This is a genomic window from Nonomuraea sp. NPDC051941 (assembly GCF_044593615.1).
On record NZ_JBIUCF010000021.1, the window covers coordinates 60225 to 78336 of the forward strand.

Sequence of the window (18112 nt, forward strand, 5' to 3'; positions counted from 1 at the left end):
GTCTGGTGCCATGGCACGCTCTGTACTCGTCACCGGGGGCAATCGCGGCATAGGCCTCGCGATCGCCCGTGAACTCGCCGCGGCCGGCGACGCCGTCGCGGTCACCTACCGATCGGGGGAGCCGCCCGAGGGCCTGTTCGGCGTGCGCTGCGACGTCACCAGCATGGCCGACGTCGAGGCCGCGTTCGACAAGGTCGAGGCGGAGCAGGGCCCGGTCGAGGTCCTCGTCTCCAACGCCGGCATCACCAAGGACACGCTGCTGGCGATGATGAAGGAAGACACCTTCACCGACGTCATCGACGCCAACCTGACGGGCGCCTACCGCGTGGCCAAGCGGGCCATCCGCCCGATGATGAAGCTCAAGCGCGGCCGGATCGTCCTCATCTCCTCGGTGGTCGGCCTGTCCGGCCAGGCCGGTCAGGCCAACTACGCCGCCTCCAAGGCCGGGCTGGTCGGCTTCGCCCGCTCCCTGGCCCGCGAGTACGGCTCGCGCAACATCACGGTCAACGTGGTCGCGCCCGGCTTCGTGGCCACCGACATGACGGCCGACCTCGACCAGGAGGCGATCGTCTCCCGCATCCCCCTCGGCCGCCAGGCGGCGCCCGAGGAGGTGGCACGCGTCGTACGCTTCCTGGCCGGCGACGACGCCTCTTACATCACCGGGGCCGTGATCCCGGTCGACGGCGGACTCGGAATGGGGCACTGACGTGGGAATTCTCGAAGGCAAGCGGATCCTCGTGACGGGCGTGCTCACCGACGCCTCGATCGCCTTCTCGGTGGCCAAGCTGGCCCAGGAGGAGGGCGCCACGGTGGTGCTCACCGGGTTCGGCCGGCTGAGCCTGGTCGAGCGCATCGCCAAGCGGCTGCCGGCGCCGGCGCCGGTGCTGGAGCTCGACGTCCAGAACAACGAGCAGCTCGACACGCTCGCGGCGCGGGTGGGCGAGCACGTGGACGGCCTCGACGGCGTGGTCCACTCGATCGGCTTCGCCCCGCAGACGGCGTTGGGCGGCAACTTCCTCAACACCACGTGGGAGGACGTCGCCACGGCCCTGCACGTGTCGACCTACTCGTTCAAGTCCCTCGCCGTGGCCTGCCTGCCCCTCATGAAGGAGGGCGGGGCGGTCGTGGGCCTCGACTTCGACGCCACGAAGGCGTGGCCCGTCTACGACTGGATGGGCGTGGCCAAGGCGGGTCTGGAGTCGTGCAGCCGCTATCTCGCCCGCGACCTGGGGCCGCACAACATCCGCGTCAACCTGGTGGCGGCCGGTCCGCTGCGCACCATGGCGGCCAAGTCGATCCCGGGCTTCAAGGAGTTCGAGGACAGCTGGCCGGCGAAGGCCCCGCTGGGCTGGGACCTGTCGGACACGATTCCGGCGGCCAAGGCGTGCGTGGCGCTCATGTCGGACTGGTTCCCGGCGACGACCGGCGACATCGTCCACGTGGACGGCGGCGTCCACGCCGTCGGCACCTGATCCGAGGCTGTTGCGGGGTCTCGCGCGGGTCGCGGGGCCCCGCTTTCGATGCGCGGGGGTTCCACCAGGCGCGGGCCCGCTCTTGGGTGCGCGAGCCGGGGCCCGCTCTTGGGTGCGCGGCCGCTCAGGCCACGCGGTGACGGCCGTTGCCGGCGCCGGGGCCGCTGCCGGCGCGCGCCGGTTCGAAGGGGATCGACTCCACCGGCTCCGTGCGCTGGCGCCGCTGCTGGACGATCCGCGTGGCCAGCACCGCCGACCCCAGCAGCGCGATCGTCAGCGCCGTCCCCAGCACGTCCGAGGCGGGCGGGCTGGGCCGTACCACCCGCTTGTCCTGCATCGGCAGGGTCAGCTCATGAGCGAACGGATTGGGCCACAGCAGGTCCACCCGCGGCTCGTCCGTGTCGACCTTCGTCTCCTTCTCGATCACCGGCCGCCCCGTGTCCACGGTCTGCGGGCGCTGATCCGGCGCCGTGGGCCTCTTGCTGGGCAGGGATTCCACGCCCCATTCGCGGGGCCGCGACGTACGCGAGGGAGAGGGGACGGGCGAGGGGGAGAGCTTCTGCATGTCCTCCTCGCCCACGCAGGCCTGCCCCGGCCGGCAGGCGCTGTCCTGAGGGTCGTCCCCCTGCCCCGTCGCGGAGGTGGAGGGCGACGCCGAGGACCTGGTGTCAGGCGTGGCCTTGGTGGTCGGCGCCACCTCTCCGACCCGGCCGAGCACCTCGTCGGTGGTGTCGTTCACGCCGTCCGTCACCTTTTTGGTGGTCCCGCCGGTCAGGGTGTCGACCGTGCCGGTGAGCGTGTTCACCACGTCGCACAGTGTGTTGGTCACCCCTGAGAGCAGGCCCCCGTCGCGCGTACAGTCCTGCGCGTCGGCCGCCGCGGCTGTCGCGGCCCCTGGGACGGCCGCCAGCGCCACCGCGAGAACTCCAGCCGAGATCGCGGCCCTGCTCCCCATCCGTCCCCTCCTGCGTCGCTTCCGGGGGAAATCTTTATGGACATCGGACATGAGACGCAGGCGTTTGGCAGGTAAAGTTGCGATTCGGTATCGAGTAGTGATACGCGAGGGGGTCTCTCGTTCCTGGGGCGAGGGGTCAGTCGAGTGACGACACGTCATCGAGGGCATCTCGGATCTCTATGGGCAGCACCACGTCCTCGGCCGTCAGGGCCCCCGTGAGCTGCGCGTGCGTACGGGCTCCGACGATGGCCGAGGCGACCCCCGGCTGATCGCGGACCCAGGACAGGGCGACCGCCAGCGGTGAGACGCCGAGCCCGTCGGCGGCGGTCATGACCGACTCGACGACGCTGCGGCTGCGCTCATCCAGATACGGCCGGACGAAGTCGGCGAAGTGCGGGGTGGCGGCCCGGGAGTCGGCCGGGATGCCGGTGCGGTATTTCCCGGTCAGCACCCCGCGGCCCAGCGGCGACCAGGCCAGCACGCCCACGCCCAGCTCGGCGGCGGCGGGCAGCAGCTCGCGCTCGGGCTCGCGGGCCAGCAGCGAGTATTCGGCCTGCGCCGAGGTGATCGGGATGCGGCCGGGGATCATCTTCTGGGTGACCGCCGCGACGGCCAGTTGCCAGCCGGTGTAGTCGCACACGCCCGCGTAGACGGCGCGTCCGGAGGAGACGATCGCGTCGAGCGCGGCCAGGGTCTCCTCCATCGGCACCTCGGCGTCGTACGTGTGCAGCTGCCACAGGTCGACGTAGTCGAGCCCGAGCCGGTTGAGCGAGTCGTCGACCGCGGCGATCAGGTGGCGCCTGGAGGCGTCGCGCGGCCGGCGGCCGGTCGGCGTCACCACGGCCTTGGTGGAGATCACCAGCTCCGAACGCGGCACCGAGTCGCGCAGCATCCGGCCCAGCAGCCGCTCCGAGTCGCCACCGGTGTAGACGTCGGCCGTGTCGACGAGATTGCCACCCGCGTCCAGGAACGTCCGGAGCTGGGCGGCCGCCTCGTCGGCGTCGGTGTCACGCCCCCACGTCATCGTGCCGAGCCCCAGCCGGGACACCGACAGGCCACTGTGGCCGACATAGCGCTGCTGCATGATCCCGCCAGGTTACCAACAAGAAACCTGCTCATCGGGCTGACGCACCACTGTTGTTCGCGGTTGGCGCGGCGGCGGCGGCCCACGGTGAAATGTTGTGATCCACGCCTGAGACACTTGCCGGGTGACCACGCTGCTTTTGGCCCGCCACGGGCTGACGGACCTCACCGGCCCGGTGCTGGCCGGGCGTACGCCGGGGGTGCATCTGAGCGAGGCCGGCCGGGCGCAGGCCGAGGCGCTGGCCGCCCGCGTCGCGGGCGTCAGGCTGGACGCCGTCGTCTCCAGCCCTCTCGAACGCTGCCGGGAGACGGCCCACGCGGTCGCCGACGGGCGCGGGATGGACGTGCTGATCGACGACCGGTTCATCGAGTGCGGCTACGGCGGCTGGACCGGCCGCCCGCTGAAGGAGCTCGCCCAGGAGCCGCTGTGGCAGGTGGTGCAGGCGCATCCCAGTGCCGTGACATTTCCGGAAGGGGAGTCCCTGGCCGGTATGCAACACCGGGCCGTCGCGGCGGTCCGGGAGTGGAATCAACGCCTGGGGGAGAAGGCTGTCTACCTGGTTTGCAGCCACGGCGACGTGATCAAATCGATCGTCGCCGACGCTCTGGGCCTGCACCTCGATCACTTTCAGCGGATAACAGCCGATCCTGCGGCCCTGACCATCATTCGCTATGCCCCCCTGCGCCCCTTTGTTCTCAAGCTCAACGATATGGGGGAATTGCGGCTCCCCGAGGATTCGGAGGAGAAAGACGGGGGAGAAAACATCACCGGGAGCGATGCCGCCGTCGGCGGCGGACCCGGAACCACGTAAGGTCAGCGTATGCCGGTCTTCGACTACGACCCACCAGAGAGGTTCGTCGCCGGTGCCCTGGGGCAGCCGGGCGCGCGCGCCTTTTTTCTGCAGGCCAGGGCCGAGGGCAGACTGACCACGGTGGCGCTGGAGAAGTTGCAGGTCGCCGCCCTCGCGGGCAGGCTGGACGAGCTGCTGGACGAGGTGCTGCGCCTGAGCGGGGGCACCGCGCACGTCCCGGCGCTGGCCCCGGCCGACCTGGCCGACGACGCGCCGCTCGAGGTGCCCGTCGCCGAGGACTTCCGGGTGGGCACCATGGCGCTGGCCTGGGACGCGGAGAGGTCGCAAGTGGTGATCGAGGCGCAGGAGGTCGTCGACGAGGAAGACGTCGAGGCCGCCGACCCCGCGGTGCTGCGGGTGCGCATCAGCGCGGGAGCCGCTCGCGCCTTCACCCAGCGGGCCCTCGAGATCGTCTCCGCGGGCCGGCCACCGTGCCCGCTGTGCGGGCAGCCGCTCGACGCTTCCGGGCACGTCTGCGTGCGCCTCAACGGATATCGCGGGGGTGAGGCGGCTTCATGACCGCTCCGGAGAGCGAACCGGCAGTCAAGCCGTCCCGGCAGCCGCCGTCCATGCAGGAGGACGAGGCCCTCGCGCTGCTGCGCGACGGCCGGCTGGAGGTGGCCGGCCGCCTCGTCGAGGCCACCAACATGACGCTCTACTGCTCGGTCAAGCTGGGCTCCCGCTCGGCCGCCTGCGTCTACAAGCCGGTACGCGGCGAGCGCCCGCTGTGGGACTTCCCCGACGGCACGCTGGCCGCCCGGGAGGTGGCCGCGTTCGAGGTGTCGCAGGCGACCAGCTGGAACATCGTGCCGCCCACCGTCTACCGCGACGGCCCCTTCGGCCCCGGCATGGTCCAGCTGTGGATCGACACCGAGCGCGAGATCGACCTCCAGCGGCTGGTCAAGAGCCGAAATCCGCTGGTGCGCCGGATGGCGGTGTTCGACGCGATCGTCAACAACGCCGACCGCAAGGGCGGCCACCTGCTGCCGCTGCCCACGGGGCACGTCTACGGGGTCGACCACGGGGTCTGCTTCTCCGTCGAGGACAAGCTGCGCACCGTGCTGTGGCAGTGGCGCGGCAAGCCCCTCGCCCGCGAGGCGGTGGCCGTGCTGGCCAAACTGGAGCGCGACATCGAGTCCGGCGCCCTCGGGCGCAGGCTGCGCGAGCTGCTGAGCCTGGAGGAGGTCGAGGCCACCTGGCAGCGGGTCAGGCGGCTGCTGGACACCGGCGTGCACCCGTACCCCTCCGAAGGCTGGCCCGCCATCCCCTGGCCCCCGATCTAAAGCGTTCCCGGGCCCGTCAGGGCCCGCCCCTCCCGGCGGCGGCCGAAGCCCGTTTATTACCCTTTGCCCCATGTGCACGCTGATCGTGAAACCCGGGCGGACGCTCACCCTCATGGGCGTCAGAGACGAGTTCACCGACCGCCCGTGGGAGGCGCCGGGCGAGCACTGGCCGGAGCATCCGGGCGTGGTCGGCGGGCGCGACCTCAAGGCCGGCGGCACCTGGCTGGCCGTCAACCCGGCGGCCCGCCGCGCCGCCGCGCTGCTCAACGGGCGCGGCCGGCACGCGCCGGAGTCGGACCGGCTCTCGCGCGGCGACCTGGCGCTGCGGGCCGTGTCCACCGGCGAGCCGCCCGGCCCCGACCTGACCCGCTACGACCCCTTTCACCTGGTGCTCGCCGACCTGGCGCGGATCCGCATGTTCAGCTGGGACGGCGACCGGCTGACCACCACCGACCTGCCCGACGGCGTCAGCATGATCGTGAACACGGGCCTGGACCCGGCGAGCGAACGGGTCGTCGTGTACCTGCCCAGGTTCGAGAGCGAGGCCTGGAGCGAGCTCATCAAGGCGGAGCCGTCCGCCGACCCCGGCGCGCTCATCGTCCGGCACGAACTCCCCGGCGGGCGCGTCTTCGCCTCCCTGTCGGTGATGGAGGTCTCACTCTCGGCGGAGGACGTGACGTACCAGTTCACTGACCTGACCGCTGATCGGGACAGATAGGCTCAAACACATGAGATCGTGGGCTGCCCAGAACGTTCCAAAGCTCCCAGGTGAGAGCATTCCGCTGAGTCTCTATGACACCTCGGCCAAGCAGGTGAGGCAGACCGATCCGGGGCCGACCGCCAGGATGTACGTCTGCGGCATCACCCCCTACGACGCCACCCACCTCGGCCACGCCAACACCTACCACGCCTTCGATCTCGTCGGCCGGATGTGGCGGGACGCGGGCCACGAGGTCCACTACACCCAGAACGCGACCGACGTGGACGACCCGCTGCTGGAGCGGGCCGAGCAGACCGGTGTCGACTGGCGTGAGCTGGCCGAGCGGGAGATCGAGCTGTTCCGCGGCGACATGGAGGCGCTGCGGATCCTGCCGCCCCGCGAGTACGTGGGCGTCACCGAGGTCGTCGGCCGGGTGGCCGAGCTGATCTCCAAGCTGTCCGTCAAGGGTGTCACGTACGGCCTGGACGGCGACGTCTACTTCAGCGTGGCCGACGCCCCCAAGTTCGGCCAGGTGTCCGGCTACGACGAGACGGAGATGCTGGCCCTGTTCGCCGAACGCGGAGGCGACCCCGACAGGGCGGGCAAGCGCCACCCTCTCGACTGGCTGCTGTGGCGGGCCGAGCGGCCCGGAGAGCCCGCCTGGGACTCCCCGCTGGGCCGGGGTCGGCCCGGATGGCACATCGAGTGCACGGCGATCGCCCTGGACAGCCTGGGGGGCGGCTACGACGTGGCGGGCGGCGGCTCGGATCTGATCTTCCCGCACCACGAGTGCGGCGCCTCCGAGGGGCACGCCCTCACCGGCGAGTGGCCGTTCGCCAAGTTCTACACGCACGCGGGCATGGTGGCGCTGGACGGCGAGAAGATGTCCAAGTCCAAGGGCAACCTGGTGTTCGTGTCCAGGCTGCGGGTGGCCCACGACCCGATGGCGGTCCGGCTGGTGCTGCTGGCCCACCACTACCGCGCGGACTGGGAGTACGTTCCGTCCCTGATGGCCGACGCCGAGCGGCGGCTGGCGCGGTGGCGGGAGGCGGTCGCGCTGCCGTCGGGGCCGCGCGCCGACGAACTGCTGGCCACGGTGCGCGCCCGGATGGCCGACGACCTCGACTCGCCGGGCGCCCTGGCCGCCGTCGACGCCTGGGCCGACGAGGCCCTCGCCCAGGGCGGCCCCGACGCCACCGCCCCCGCTCTGGTCCGCGACCTCGCCGACGCCCTCCTGGGCATCGCCCTCTGACACCGTCCCGCGAGCGCCGGGTCGAACGGCGCTCGGCGGGGCGTCGCACCTCCGCTAGAGGGACGCCCGGTGCAGGCCGGGTGAATGCCGGGGGAGCGCGTGGCGCCTGGTGAGGGCGGTGTCGTAGCGGTGCCAGATGAGCGCCGCCACGTCCGGGTCCGGGCCGAGCGGGTCGCTCACCAGCCCCGCTCCCGCCGAGGCCAGCCGGTCATGGAAGTGGCCGGGCGCGAGCACGTACGAGGCGATGGCCACCCGGGCGGCCGGGGTCGAGGCGAGCCGTTCCATGGCCTCCCCCAGGGACGGCGAGCCGGACGAGGCGAAGGCGGCCGTGACCGGCCGCGCCAGGCGTACGGCGAGCCGGTGGGCGGCGGCGCGGACGTCGGCGAGGGCCGACGGGTCGGAGGAGCCCGCGGCCCCGAGCAGGACCGCGTCCGTGGCGCGCAGGCCGGCGCGCGCCAGCTTGCGGGCCAGCGCGGAGGTCAGCAGCCGGTGCGGCCCCAGCCAGCCGGCGACCACGGCGTCGGGGCGGCGGGAGGCGATGACCTCCGGCAGGTCGATGTGGGCGTGGTAGCCGCCCGCCAGCAGCAGCGGGACGACGACCACGGGTCCGCGGACGGCGGGCAGCACGTCGGACAGCAGAGGCGAGCTGATCTCGAGGTAGCTCAGCTCGACCCGGTGCCCGGGACGGGCCCTCCTGACCGCCTCCGCCAGGGCCGACAGGGTCGACTCCCCGGCGGCGCTCCGCGTGCCGTGCGCGGCCAGGACGAGCGTGGCCGTACGTTCGGTCACAGCCCCGCCTCGTACTGGCAGGCGAGCCGGTAGCCGCGCTTGACCACCGTCTCCACGATCCCGCTCGGCCCGAGCGCCCGCCGCAGCCGCGTGATCGCCATCTCCACCGCGTGCTCGGCCGAGTCGCGGGCGACGCTGCCGGGCAGCACGGTACGCAGGTCGGCGCGGGACACCACGTGGCCCGGCTTGTCGGCCAGGCGCTTGAGCACCGCCATCGGGGCCGGGGGCAGCGGGCGCAGCTCGCCGTCCACCACCACCGCGTGGCCGCGGATCTCCAGCCGGTGCTCGCCCGCCACGAGCCGGGTCACCCCGTGCTCGGGCAGGTGCCGGGCCAGGGCGCGGGCCAGCGCACCGAGGCGCGAGCGTTCGGGCTGCAGCGTCGGCACGCCGCGCGAGGTCAGCGGCTCGGCGGTGACGGGCCCGACGCAGGCGGCCACGACCGTCCCGCTGAACGCCGACAGCAGCGACTCCTCCAGCCCTTCGGCGCGGGCCGCGCCCAGCATCGCGTGTACGGCGGGCGCGCTGGTGAAGGCCACCGCGTCCACCGAGCCGGAGATGGTCTGGCTGATGAGGCGGCGCAGCGGCGAGATGTCGCGGTACGGCAGCCACCGGTAGACCGGGATCTCGATCACCTCGGCCCCCGCCCGGCGCAGGTCCGCCACGAAGTCGACGAGCGGCTCGCCGTGCTGCTGCACCGCGATGCGCCGCCCGTGCAGGTCCTGGGCGAGCAGGTACTGCTTGACCTCCCCGCACGATTCGGTGGCGGGCGTCCAGTGGTCGTTGAGGCCGGCGGCGCGCACCGCGCCCCGGGCCTTGGGGCCGCGGGTCAGCAGCCGCGCGTTGGCCAGGTGCTCGCCCAGGTCGGACGACAGGCCCCAGCCCTCGGCGGCGGCCATCCACCCGCGGAAGCCGACGCCGGTGGTGACCACCACGTCGTCGAGCGGCTCCGCCAGGCTGAGCCGGGTCGCGGCGAGCAGGTCGGCGTCCTCGGCCAGCGGGACCAGCCGGATCGCGGGGGCGCTGACCACGCGGGCGCCGCGCCGCTCCAGCAGCGCGCCGAACTCCTCGCGCCGCCTCGTCGCGGTCACGCCGACCGTGAAGCCCGACAGGGCGTCGGGGGCCGTCTCCGGGGAAGATCCGCCCTCAAGGGCAAGCACGCTCATGCCGGCACCTCCAGGTAGTCGAAGATGCCTGGCCGGGCCCCGAGCACCCGGCCAGGCATCACAGGCACGTGTGACGCAAGTGAGATCACCCTCCGATACTGCTTTCGGGTGGTTTCACCCACGGGTCTCCTCTGTTACCGCTGTGCTACAAGCCGGGTCCTCAGGGGTTGGCGAGGCGCGGTCACGGGAAACGTTGACGGTGACGACGTGGCCTATCGGGGAGTTGCGGGTGACGGTCCGGCCTATTCGCACGTTCGACGATCCGGTGCTGCGTTCGGTCGCGGAGCCGGTGCAAGACTTCGACCGGGAGCTGCGGCGCCTGGTCAAGTCGCTGACCGCCACGATGCGCGCCGGCGCCGGCCGCGCGGGCCTGGCGGCGCCGCAGGTGGGCGAGCCGGTACGGGTGGTGGTCTACTCCTACGACGGCAAGTCGGGCCATCTGGTCAACCCCCGCCTGGAGCTGTCGGAGCGGCGGGTCACGGCCGACGAGGCGTGCCTGTCGGCGCCGGGGCTGTGGTGGCCACTGGAACGTTCCTACATGGTCACAGCGCGTGGCCGCGACATGATGGGCAAGCCTGTGACGGTCCGCGCGCTGGGGGTGCTGGCCAGGGTGCTGCAGCACGAGGTCGACCATCTCGACGGCGTGCTGTTCAGCGACCACCTGGAGGCGGCCGAGCGGGAGCGCTTCCTGGCGGCGGCCCTTCCCGGCTGAGGGGCGTTCGTCAGGCGACCGAGCGCAGGGCGAGCTCCCTGCGCTGCTGCGGGTCGGTGCCACCCCACACGCCGTACGCCTGCCGCGTGGTCAGCGCGTACTCCAGGCACGGCTCACGTACGGGGCAGCCGGCGCACACATGCTTGGCCCGTTCGGCCTGCGACTGGCTCGGCCCTTCCAGAGAGATCGGGAAGAACAGTTCCGGGTCCAGTTCGAGGCAGGCGGCCCTGCGGGTCCAGTCGAGCATCATCATGTTGCTCGCGTCTACCCAGCCGACCTGCTCTCATACCTCCGCCGGCTCACCAGCGGCTCCAACCTAGAGCGCGGGCCCACGGCGCGCTGATGGCCGGCACCGGCGCCTCCGCGTCGCTGAGCACCAGGTCGACGACGTCGATCAGATCGTCCGCGACCTCGGCGGCCTGCAGGATCTCCTCCTGGCACGTCTGCGGGGTGGGGACCAGGATGCCCCTGGCCCCGGCGGCCCTGGCGGCCTCCATGTCCCTGCCGATGTCCCCCACGACCACGCAGTCGCGGGGGCTGACGTCGAGCACGGCGGCGGCTCTGATCACGAGCCCGGGGGCCGGTTTGCGGCAGGTGCAGCCGTCGGCGTCGTCGTGCACGCAGATCGCCCACGCGTCGAACGGCCCCAGCAGCTCCTCCACCCGGGCGTTCACCTGATCCATGTCGTCCGGGGACAACAGACCCTTGGCCACGCCGGACTGGTTGGTGACCACGGCCACCGGCACCTCGGCCCGTCTGAGCCTGGCCACCGCCTCCACCGCGCCCGGCATGGGCTCGACGAGGTCCGGGTCGCCGTTGTACGGCACGTCCCTGATCAAGGTCCCGTCCCGGTCGAAGAGTACCGCGCCGGGACGTCGCTTTTCGAACACCTTCCACCTCCGTCGCGTGCCCGCCAGCTACCCGGGGCCCAACCAGGCAAACAACTACTTAGCGTGACCAAGTCCAGGCCGTTTCTCCTGTTTGCGCATCTCATGGGCGTGGGGAAGGTTTGGGCATCGCTCCTCTCGGTAGCGGTTCCCGTCCTCTGAGGGGGAACGATGAGGTTTCTCGGCATCGACGCGATCTTCCACGAGCCGGCCGCCTGGTGCCCGCGCGCGCAGGCGGCGATGAACGGTCGCATGCCGGGAGCGGTGCTGTGCGACCCGGCCCCGCGCCGGAGGATGAGAACGGTCCCGCGCGCGTCGGCCAGGAGACGGGCCGTGCGCGCCGTGAGCCACCGGGTTGACGGCCGGGGCCCGGGCGACCGGGGCCGGGTGCTGGTGGCGCGGCTGGACGGCGCCGGCGCCGTGCTGCTGGCCGGGCCCGCCGTCAGGGCCGTGCGCACGCTGGCCCGCGAGCTGGTCTTCCTGGCCGGCCCGGACGGCAGGCCGGCGGCCGAGCTGCTGCCCGGCGTGGACCGGGTGATCGAATGGCGGGCCCCGTGGATCGACCACACCCCGCCGCCCGTCACCAAGGGACAGGCGGCCGACCTGGTCGGCCGGCTCGCGGGCGTCGACGAGGCGGTGATCCTCACCTCGCTCCACCAGTCGGCGCTCCCGCTGGCCCTGCTGCTCAGGCTGGCCGGCGTCCCCAGGATCACCGCCATCAGCGACGACTACCCCGGCTCGCTCCTGGACGTCCGGCACGTCGTGGACGAGAGCGTCGACGTGCCCGAGGCGGAGCGGATGCTGGCGGTCGCCAGGGCGGCCGGGTTCGAGTTGCCGACGGGCGATGACGGCAAACTCGCTGTTCAGCGGCCATTGCCGGATATAGGCGGAAATTTGGGGCAACTGCTGGATGCCGGCGCCGATGCCGGCAAAGGCACGTACGTCGTGGTGCACCCAGGGGCATCGGCCCCCGCTCGGACCTGGCCGGCCGAACGGCATCGGCGGACCGTACGGGAGCTGGCGCAGGACGGACACCGGGTCGTCGTGACCGGCAACGAACGTGACCTCACCGCCTACGTGGCCGGCGGCGTCGCCGTCGATCTCGGAGGCGTGACCACGTTCGCCGAACTCGCCGCCGTCATCGACGGCGCCGGGGTGCTCGTGGCCGGCAACACCGGCCCCGCGCACCTGGCGGCGGCGGTCGGGACGCCGGCCGTGAGCCTGTTCGCCCCCGTCGTCCCCGCGGCGCGGTGGGCCCCGTACGGGGTGCCCACGGTGCTGCTCGGAGACCAGGAGGCGCCCTGCCGCGCAAGCGGGGCGCGCGCCTGCCCGGTGCCCGGGCACCCGTGCCTGTCCCACGTGACAAGCGAGCAGGTGGTCAAGGCAGTGAGGGAGCTGACGCAGTGAAAGTCGATCTCATCTCCGAGCACGCGGACCCGCTGGCGCAGGTCGGCGACGTCGACTCCGGCGGCCAGAACGTCCACGTCGCCGAACTGGCCCGCGCGCTGGCCGGGCGCGGGCACACGGTCGTCGTCCACACCCGGCGCTCGTCCGGGCGGCAGCCCGGGTCGGTGACCATGGCACCGGGCGTCACGGTCGAGTACGTCACGGCCGGGCCGCCGGTCCCCGTCCCCAAGGACGAGCTGCCCCCGTACCTGGCCGAGTTCACCGAGCGCCTGGCCGACCGCTGGGCCGCGAGCCCCCCGGACGTCGTCCACGCCCACTTCTGGATGAGCGGGCAGGCGGCGCTGCGGGCGGCCGGCCGGGTGCCGGTGGTGCAGACGTTCCACGCGCTCGGCACCGTCAAGCGGCGCTGGCAGGGCGACGCCGACACCAGCCCCGCCCACCGGATCGACACCGAGCGCGCCATCGGCAGGCGCGCCGACGCCGTGCTGGCCACCTGCGGCGACGAGGTGGCCGAACTGCGCGCGATGGGCGTCCCCGAACGGCGCATCGCGGTCGTGCCGTGCGGGGTGGACCTGTCGGTGTTCCGCCCCGGCGGGCCGGTGGCGCCGCGCACGGGCGGCAAGCTGATCCTCAGCGTCGGCAGGCTGGTGCCGCGCAAGGGCGTGGACACCGTGATCAGGGCGCTGCGCCGGATCCCGGACGCCGACCTGGTGATCGCGGGCGGCCGCCGGGACGACGAGGAGGCGGTCAGGCTGTACGAGCTGGCGCGGGCGTACGGGCTCGAACGCCGGGTCCACGTGATCGGCAGCGTGCCCCGCGAGCACGTGCCGGCCCTCATGCGCTCGGCCGACGTCCTGGTGACGGTGCCGTGGTACGAGCCGTTCGGCATGGTGGCGATCGAGGCGATGGCCTGCGGCGTGCCCGTCGTGGCCTCGGCGGTCGGGGGACACCTGGACACGGTCGCCGGCTGCGGCGTCCTGGTGCCGCCGCGCCGCCCGCGCGCCCTGGCCAGGGCGCTGAGCGACGTCCTCGACCACCCGGGCAAGCGGGCGGCGCTCGCCGCCGCCGGGGCTCGCAGGGCCCGCGACAGGTACGGCTGGGCGCGCGTCGCCGAGCTGACCGAGGCCGTGTACACGCAGGCCGTCAACGGCACGGTCGGCCGCCTGGCCGCGCTCGGAGGCTGAGCGCCCGCGCCTAACGCTCGTTCCCTGCGCGCAGCCAGGCCAGGTAGTCGGCGACCGCCCGCTCGGGGTCGTAGGCGGGCTCGTATCCCGTGTCCTCGCGCAGGCGGGTGATGTCGAGCCAGGTGTTCTGCGCGGCGGGGTCGCGGCCCTCCGGGAGGTCGACGCGGGCGTCGGGGACGAGCTTCCTGATCGCCGCGGCGACCTCGCCGTTGGTCGTCGCCCTCCCGGAGGCCACGTTGTACGTGCGGTGCGCCAGCCGGTCCGCGAGCTGGAGCAGCGCGAGGGCGCGGCCGCAGTCCTTCGCGTAGCACAGGTCGATGCCGTCCTCCATGTACGCGCCGGCGCGCAGCGTGGACAGGTCGGGCTCGGTGCCGCGCGCGGCGGCGTGCACGAGCTGGGGAGCGGCGAAGAACGGCGACTGGGGGTGGCCGAGCGGCCCCCAGATGGCGCCGATGCGGTAGTGGACCACGTCGAGGCCCATGGCCCCGGCCAGATGGTCGCCGAGCAGCTCGCCGATCTTCTTGAACGCCGGGATCGGGTGGGGTGACGTCATCGGCAGGGGGAGGTCCTCCTTGAGCGCGCCCTCGCCGGTGACGCCGCCGTACACGCCGATCGTGCTGGCCAGGCCGAGCCGCGTCACCTGCCACTCGCTCGCGGCGCGGAACACGTTCAAGAGGCTCCGGATGGACTTGTCCGCGCCCTCCAGGGGCTGGTACGCGCCGGGCGGCCACGGGATGGAGCCGGCGAGGTGCACGATGCCGGTGATCTTGTGCCGCTCGCCGACGGCCAGGAGGGCCGCCTCGTCGGTGAGGTCGGCCTGCTCGACGACGACGGGCGCGTCCGCGAACCTCTCGGGCAGCACGGCGGGCCTGCGCTGGACGAGCACGCAGGATTCGCCGAGGTCGAGCAGGGCCTGGGTGGTGTGCGTGCCGATGAAGCCCAGCCCGCCGGTGATCAAAATCATGGTCAGCTCTCCAGATCGTCAGTGCGACTGACAATCAGTCTAACCCTAGAAGCGGTAGTGGAGAACCACGTTCCCCTTCCGCGACAACACCGCGCTGGGCGCGGTCAGGCGGTTCATCAGCCGCAGCCACGCCGGGAACCCGGCCACCTCGGGCTCCCGCGTCATCAGGACCTCCTTGACCAGCTTCAGCTTCGGGTGCCAGCGTTCGGGCTCCCTTGGGTCGTCGAGGCCGGGGAACTTGGAGACGTCGATGATGTTCTTGCCGACGGCGAACCGCTTCTGGGCCCACACGGCGAATTTGCTGTAGCCGTTGAAGGCGATCTCGCCGGTGGGGAAGTGGCCGATGAGGCGGTTCACCAGCGCGATCATCTCCTCCAGGGAGAGGAACGCGATCAGCCCGTCGGCGACGATCACCGCCGGCCGGTCGGAGGGCAGGCCGTCCAGCCACGCGGGGTCGGTGACGTCCGCGGCGAGGTCATGGGGTCTGGCTTCATCCGGCAGCAGCCGCCGCCGGGCGGCGAGGACCTCGGGGAAGTCGACGTCGTGCCATTCGGCGGTGGGCGGCGGGGCGATGCGCAGCGCCCGGCTGTCGAGGCCGGCCCCCAGATCGAGGCCGATCGCGTCGGGGTGGCGGGCGAGGAAGCGCTGGGCGATCTCGTCCAGCTTCCTGGCCCGGTGTGCGATGTAGAGGGCGCTGGAGGAGGGGATGTGGAGCTTGCCGTAGTCGTAGCCGACCTTGCGGACGATCTCGTCGGCCATCCGGTCGCCCAGGACGGGGCGGGGCTGGCGGTTGTCGAGCGCCCGGCCGCACAGCGTCAGCCACAGGGTGTCCTGGAGTGGGGTCAGAGCGGGAACGGGGGTCGTCATCGGTCATTCGTCCCTGTTCTCTTGAGAGGCCTCCCAGGCGGCCGTGGCCGCCTTCAGCGGCGCGTCGTCCGCGTACAGGCCGTGGGTGAAAAGCTCCAGCGTGGGCAGAGTCATCCGCCGCAGGACCTCGGGGCCGAAGCCGTCGTACCCGAGCGCGCGGGTCAGGGGCGGCGCCATGGTCAGCGTGGCCAGGCTGATCAGCACGGTGAGCACGGCCAGCGCCCGCACGTCCGAGGACGGCCGCACCGAACCCTCGGCGATCCCGGCCCGCAGGATCGACTCCGACTCGTCCATCAACGCGTCGACGAACCTGCCCGCGGCGGGGGTGTCCTCCTCGATCGCCCGGACCATGTAGCGCACCTGGAGCTGGTACTCCGCCGGGTTCGCCAAGAACTCGCCCAGCAGGCCGGCCGTCCCGGCCGCGTGCGACCGCCGTACCAGGACGCCGAGCACATGGTCGTCGCAGGCGCTCCGCAGCTTCTCCTTGCTGCCGAAGTGGTGGATGACCAGGGCGGCGCTCACGCCCGCGGTGGCGGCGACGGCCCGCAGGTTCGTCTTCTGGAAGCCGTCGCGGGCGAAGTGGGCGATGGCCGCGTCGCGGATCTTCGCCTGCGCGGTCAGGTCCGCATGAGCTGAACACATGTTCAGGATGCTAAACGAGTGTTCAGTCTCTTGGCAAGATTTTGCGCGCGCGAACACCCCGGCCCCGCCCGCGGGGTCGCCGCGGGCGGGGCCGGGGTGTTGCCGCCGTCAGGCGGGGACGGGATCGAGGCGCAGTTCGCGGACGATCTCGCGAGCGCTGGCCTCCAGCGTCGGGCCGGCGTCGGCGCCGACGAACATCTCGAGGTGGGCCCGGTGGAAGCAGCCCGCGATCAGCAGTCGCGCGCTGGCCTCCGGGTCCACCTCGGGCCCTATCCGGCCGAGGTCCTGCTCGGCCGCCAGGTACGCGGCCAGCGGCGCGACCTCGGTGCGCGGCCCCAGCCCCGTGTCGCGGACGGCCTCGCGGAAGCGGACCGTCACGTTCGGCGAGGTGAAAACGGGAAGTGCCGCACTTTGTACGTCGATGTAGTAATTAATGCCCGCTCGGGCAATGGGGAGAAGGTTGTCCGCTACGCACCCTTTTCCGATGCGATAGGAGAGATTGTGAAGAATGCTCAGCCAGAGCGGAAGGCGGTCCTGCAGCAGCGCGAGGAAGTGGTCCACGGAGCCCCCGGAGCGGTCCTCCCGGAGGGAGACGGCCATCTCGAGGATGCGGCGCCTGGTGTCCTGACTTCTTTGGTGCGGGTCAACATGGGAAGTCGCCATGGCGTGCCTAACGTGCGCGGTCAGTTGAGTAGGCATCACGGCGCGAAGCCGAGGGTGTTTTCTGGATTTATCGGGCTTTGTGTCTGGAGCCGCAACTTGGTGCAATCTTGTACGGCCCCGATTATTACCCGAAATCCCGAAAATTTCGCGGTTTTTATCCCTGAGGGTTAGCTGTCAGTGTCCCGGTCGCGGCGGCGCAGGTAGCGCTCGAACTCCGCCGCGATCGCGTCGCCGCTGGCCTCGGGCAACTCGGCGGCGTCCTTGCGCTCCTCCAGCTCCTTGACGTACTCGGCCACCTCGCTGTCCTGCGAGGCCAGCTCGTCGACGCCACGCTCCCACGCGCGGGCCTCCTCGTCGAGGTCGCCCAGGGGCATGGGGATCTCCAGCACGTCCTCCAGGCGGCGCAGCAGCGCGAGCGTCGCCTTCGGGTTGGGCGGCTGGGCCACGTAGTGCGGCACCGACGCCCACAGCGAGATGGCGTCGAGCCCCGCCTCGCCGAAAGCGTGCTGCAGCACCCCGACGATGCCGGTCGGGCCTTCGTAGCGGCTGAGCTCCAGGTTCGTCGAACGGGCCAGCGCCTCGTCCGTCGCGCCGCCGAGAATGGGCACGGGCCGGGTGTGCGGCGAGTCGTTGAGCAGCGCGCCCAGCATGACGGCCAGCTCGATGCCCAGCTCGCGGCAGATCTCGATGATGTCGGCGCAGAACGAGCGCCAGCGCATGTTGGGCTCGATGCCGCGCAGCAGCACGACGTCGCGCTCCAGACCCGGCGGGCGGGCGCGCAGCAGGCGCGTCGTCGGCCACACGATCGAACGCGTCAGCCCCTCGCCCATCTCCACGACGGGCCGGGTGACCTGGAAGTCGTAGTAGTCGTCCGGGTCGAGCGCGATCAGCGGCTCGGCCTTCCAGGCGGACTCGAGATGGGCGATCACACCGCTGGAGGCCTCGCCCGCGTCGTTCCACCCCTCGAACGCGGCAATGAGCACCGGGTCTACGAGCTCGGGGAGCCTTTCGAGCTCTATCACGTGTCGCCTCCTCTCTCCATCGTCTCGCTAAGCCTATGCGGTCGGGAGTACTCGGCGTCACCGATCTCCCCGCGAATGCGCAACCCGCGTCTCACGTGCGAACGCGCCATCGCCGTCCCCTCAGGCGAACACCTCACCGCGCCTCCCCACCACCCATCCCAGCCCGCCACCGGACCCGTCCGAAACCCCTACGCCGCCCCGCGTCACCCATACCTC

Annotated in this window: 21 protein-coding genes; 10 read left to right on the forward strand and 11 right to left on the reverse strand. The window is 72.1% G+C overall.

Annotation, left to right across the window (positions count from 1 at the left end; genetic code table 11):
- Positions 1–10: 10 nt before the first annotated feature.
- Both ACIHFD_RS32005 and fabI read left to right on the forward strand, forming a co-directional pair.
- Positions 11–706 carry a beta-ketoacyl-ACP reductase gene (locus tag ACIHFD_RS32005; RefSeq protein WP_350735304.1) on the forward strand — a complete coding sequence of 232 codons (696 nt, stop codon included), beginning with the start codon at positions 11–13 and terminating at the stop codon, positions 704–706.
- A gap of 1 nt (position 707) precedes the next feature.
- On the forward strand, positions 708–1472 hold the full coding sequence (fabI, locus tag ACIHFD_RS32010) for an enoyl-ACP reductase FabI (RefSeq protein ID WP_397370046.1): 765 nt from the start codon (positions 708–710) through the stop codon (positions 1470–1472).
- Between the two features lie 124 nt (positions 1473–1596).
- Here the strand turns inward: fabI and ACIHFD_RS32015 are convergent, their stop codons facing one another.
- Together ACIHFD_RS32015 and ACIHFD_RS32020 are read right to left on the reverse strand one after the other, a co-directional pair.
- The gene (locus tag ACIHFD_RS32015) at positions 1597–2427 is read right to left on the reverse strand and encodes a hypothetical protein (RefSeq protein ID WP_397370048.1); all 831 of its coding nucleotides are present in this window, start codon (positions 2425–2427) and stop codon (positions 1597–1599) included.
- A gap of 136 nt (positions 2428–2563) precedes the next feature.
- Complete coding sequence (locus ACIHFD_RS32020; protein ID WP_350735310.1) at positions 2564–3511, reverse strand: aldo/keto reductase; 948 nt, start codon at positions 3509–3511, stop codon at positions 2564–2566.
- A 124-nt stretch (positions 3512–3635) separates the two neighbouring features.
- Between ACIHFD_RS32020 and ACIHFD_RS32025 the strand changes: the two genes are divergently transcribed.
- The 5 genes from ACIHFD_RS32025 to mshC all read left to right on the forward strand — a co-directional run bounded on the left by ACIHFD_RS32025 (position 3636) and on the right by mshC (position 7596).
- The gene (locus ACIHFD_RS32025) at positions 3636–4322 is read left to right on the forward strand and encodes a histidine phosphatase family protein (RefSeq protein ID WP_363969807.1); all 687 of its coding nucleotides are present in this window, start codon (positions 3636–3638) and stop codon (positions 4320–4322) included.
- Positions 4323–4331: 9 nt separating this feature from the next.
- Positions 4332–4880, forward strand: a complete 549-nt coding sequence (locus ACIHFD_RS32030) for a DUF3090 domain-containing protein (RefSeq protein WP_355200806.1) — start codon at positions 4332–4334, stop codon at positions 4878–4880.
- Entirely contained in the window at positions 4877–5644 is a 768-nt protein-coding gene (locus ACIHFD_RS32035; protein ID WP_350735314.1) for an SCO1664 family protein, read from the forward strand. The genes ACIHFD_RS32030 and ACIHFD_RS32035 overlap by 4 nt, the downstream gene beginning before the upstream one ends.
- Before the next feature lie 70 nt (positions 5645–5714).
- A complete protein-coding gene (locus ACIHFD_RS32040; protein ID WP_355200808.1) occupies positions 5715–6362 on the forward strand; it encodes an NRDE family protein in 648 nt (215 codons plus the stop codon).
- Between the two features lie 10 nt (positions 6363–6372).
- Positions 6373–7596, forward strand: a complete 1224-nt coding sequence (gene mshC / locus ACIHFD_RS32045) for a cysteine--1-D-myo-inosityl 2-amino-2-deoxy-alpha-D-glucopyranoside ligase (protein WP_397370050.1) — start codon at positions 6373–6375, stop codon at positions 7594–7596.
- 54 nt (positions 7597–7650) lie between these two features.
- Here mshC and ACIHFD_RS32050 read toward each other — a convergent pair whose 3' ends face one another.
- Together ACIHFD_RS32050 and ACIHFD_RS32055 are read right to left on the reverse strand one after the other, a co-directional pair.
- Positions 7651–8385, reverse strand: a complete 735-nt coding sequence (locus tag ACIHFD_RS32050) for a sirohydrochlorin chelatase (RefSeq protein WP_397370051.1) — start codon at positions 8383–8385, stop codon at positions 7651–7653.
- Positions 8382–9548 (reverse strand): uroporphyrinogen-III synthase, encoded by a 1167-nt coding sequence (locus ACIHFD_RS32055; protein ID WP_397370052.1) that lies wholly within the window; start codon positions 9546–9548, stop codon positions 8382–8384. The genes ACIHFD_RS32050 and ACIHFD_RS32055 overlap by 4 nt, the downstream gene beginning before the upstream one ends.
- 229 nt (positions 9549–9777) lie before the next feature.
- Here ACIHFD_RS32055 and def point away from each other — a divergent pair, with 229 nt between their 5' ends.
- A complete protein-coding gene (def, locus tag ACIHFD_RS32060; RefSeq protein WP_397370053.1) occupies positions 9778–10260 on the forward strand; it encodes a peptide deformylase in 483 nt (160 codons plus the stop codon).
- A gap of 10 nt (positions 10261–10270) precedes the next feature.
- On the opposite strand, the gene ACIHFD_RS32065 is transcribed toward def, so the two are convergent.
- Positions 10271–10513, reverse strand: coding sequence for a WhiB family transcriptional regulator (locus ACIHFD_RS32065; RefSeq protein ID WP_350735323.1), 243 nt, complete (start codon positions 10511–10513; stop codon positions 10271–10273).
- A gap of 46 nt (positions 10514–10559) precedes the next feature.
- Positions 10560–11150 (reverse strand): HAD-IIIA family hydrolase, encoded by a 591-nt coding sequence (locus ACIHFD_RS32070; protein ID WP_350735325.1) that lies wholly within the window; start codon positions 11148–11150, stop codon positions 10560–10562.
- Between the two features lie 168 nt (positions 11151–11318).
- Between ACIHFD_RS32070 and ACIHFD_RS32075 the strand changes: the two genes are divergently transcribed.
- A complete protein-coding gene (locus ACIHFD_RS32075; RefSeq protein WP_397370054.1) occupies positions 11319–12554 on the forward strand; it encodes a glycosyltransferase family 9 protein in 1236 nt (411 codons plus the stop codon).
- A complete protein-coding gene (locus tag ACIHFD_RS32080) occupies positions 12551–13738 on the forward strand; it encodes a glycosyltransferase (RefSeq protein ID WP_397370055.1) in 1188 nt (395 codons plus the stop codon). The genes ACIHFD_RS32075 and ACIHFD_RS32080 overlap by 4 nt, the downstream gene beginning before the upstream one ends.
- A gap of 10 nt (positions 13739–13748) precedes the next feature.
- Here ACIHFD_RS32080 and ACIHFD_RS32085 read toward each other — a convergent pair whose 3' ends face one another.
- From ACIHFD_RS32085 to ACIHFD_RS32105, 5 genes are all read right to left on the reverse strand, one after another.
- On the reverse strand, positions 13749–14702 hold the full coding sequence (locus ACIHFD_RS32085) for an NAD-dependent epimerase/dehydratase family protein (protein ID WP_397370056.1): 954 nt from the start codon (positions 14700–14702) through the stop codon (positions 13749–13751).
- Positions 14703–14747: 45 nt separating this feature from the next.
- The gene (locus ACIHFD_RS32090) at positions 14748–15569 is read right to left on the reverse strand and encodes a class I SAM-dependent methyltransferase (protein ID WP_397370057.1); all 822 of its coding nucleotides are present in this window, start codon (positions 15567–15569) and stop codon (positions 14748–14750) included.
- 3 nt (positions 15570–15572) lie between these two features.
- Positions 15573–16211: a TetR family transcriptional regulator gene (locus ACIHFD_RS32095; RefSeq protein ID WP_397370058.1), complete on the reverse strand. Its 639-nt coding sequence runs from the start codon at positions 16209–16211 to the stop codon at positions 15573–15575.
- 108 nt (positions 16212–16319) lie between these two features.
- Positions 16320–16811, reverse strand: a complete 492-nt coding sequence (locus ACIHFD_RS32100; RefSeq protein WP_397370059.1) for a hypothetical protein — start codon at positions 16809–16811, stop codon at positions 16320–16322.
- 230 nt (positions 16812–17041) lie between these two features.
- Complete coding sequence (locus ACIHFD_RS32105) at positions 17042–17896, reverse strand: PAC2 family protein (protein WP_350735337.1); 855 nt, start codon at positions 17894–17896, stop codon at positions 17042–17044.
- Between the last annotated feature and the right edge of the window lie 216 nt (positions 17897–18112).

Coding starts and splice junctions, on each gene's coding strand:
- ACIHFD_RS32095 (WP_397370058.1), bottom strand. CDS start 16,211: ATGTGTTCAGCTCATGCGGACCTGACCGCGCAGGCGAAGATCCGCGAC.
- ACIHFD_RS32100 (WP_397370059.1), bottom strand. CDS start 16,811: ATGGCCGTCTCCCTCCGGGAGGACCGCTCCGGGGGCTCCGTGGACCAC.
- ACIHFD_RS32075 (WP_397370054.1), top strand. CDS start 11,319: ATGAGGTTTCTCGGCATCGACGCGATCTTCCACGAGCCGGCCGCCTGG.
- ACIHFD_RS32020 (WP_350735310.1), bottom strand. CDS start 3,511: ATGCAGCAGCGCTATGTCGGCCACAGTGGCCTGTCGGTGTCCCGGCTG.
- ACIHFD_RS32035 (WP_350735314.1), top strand. CDS start 4,877: ATGACCGCTCCGGAGAGCGAACCGGCAGTCAAGCCGTCCCGGCAGCCG.
- mshC (WP_397370050.1), top strand. CDS start 6,373: ATGAGATCGTGGGCTGCCCAGAACGTTCCAAAGCTCCCAGGTGAGAGC.
- ACIHFD_RS32090 (WP_397370057.1), bottom strand. CDS start 15,569: ATGACGACCCCCGTTCCCGCTCTGACCCCACTCCAGGACACCCTGTGG.
- ACIHFD_RS32015 (WP_397370048.1), bottom strand. CDS start 2,427: ATGGGGAGCAGGGCCGCGATCTCGGCTGGAGTTCTCGCGGTGGCGCTG.
- ACIHFD_RS32030 (WP_355200806.1), top strand. CDS start 4,332: ATGCCGGTCTTCGACTACGACCCACCAGAGAGGTTCGTCGCCGGTGCC.
- ACIHFD_RS32055 (WP_397370052.1), bottom strand. CDS start 9,548: ATGAGCGTGCTTGCCCTTGAGGGCGGATCTTCCCCGGAGACGGCCCCC.
- ACIHFD_RS32040 (WP_355200808.1), top strand. CDS start 5,715: ATGTGCACGCTGATCGTGAAACCCGGGCGGACGCTCACCCTCATGGGC.
- ACIHFD_RS32005 (WP_350735304.1), top strand. CDS start 11: ATGGCACGCTCTGTACTCGTCACCGGGGGCAATCGCGGCATAGGCCTC.
- ACIHFD_RS32065 (WP_350735323.1), bottom strand. CDS start 10,513: ATGATGATGCTCGACTGGACCCGCAGGGCCGCCTGCCTCGAACTGGAC.
- ACIHFD_RS32085 (WP_397370056.1), bottom strand. CDS start 14,702: ATGATTTTGATCACCGGCGGGCTGGGCTTCATCGGCACGCACACCACC.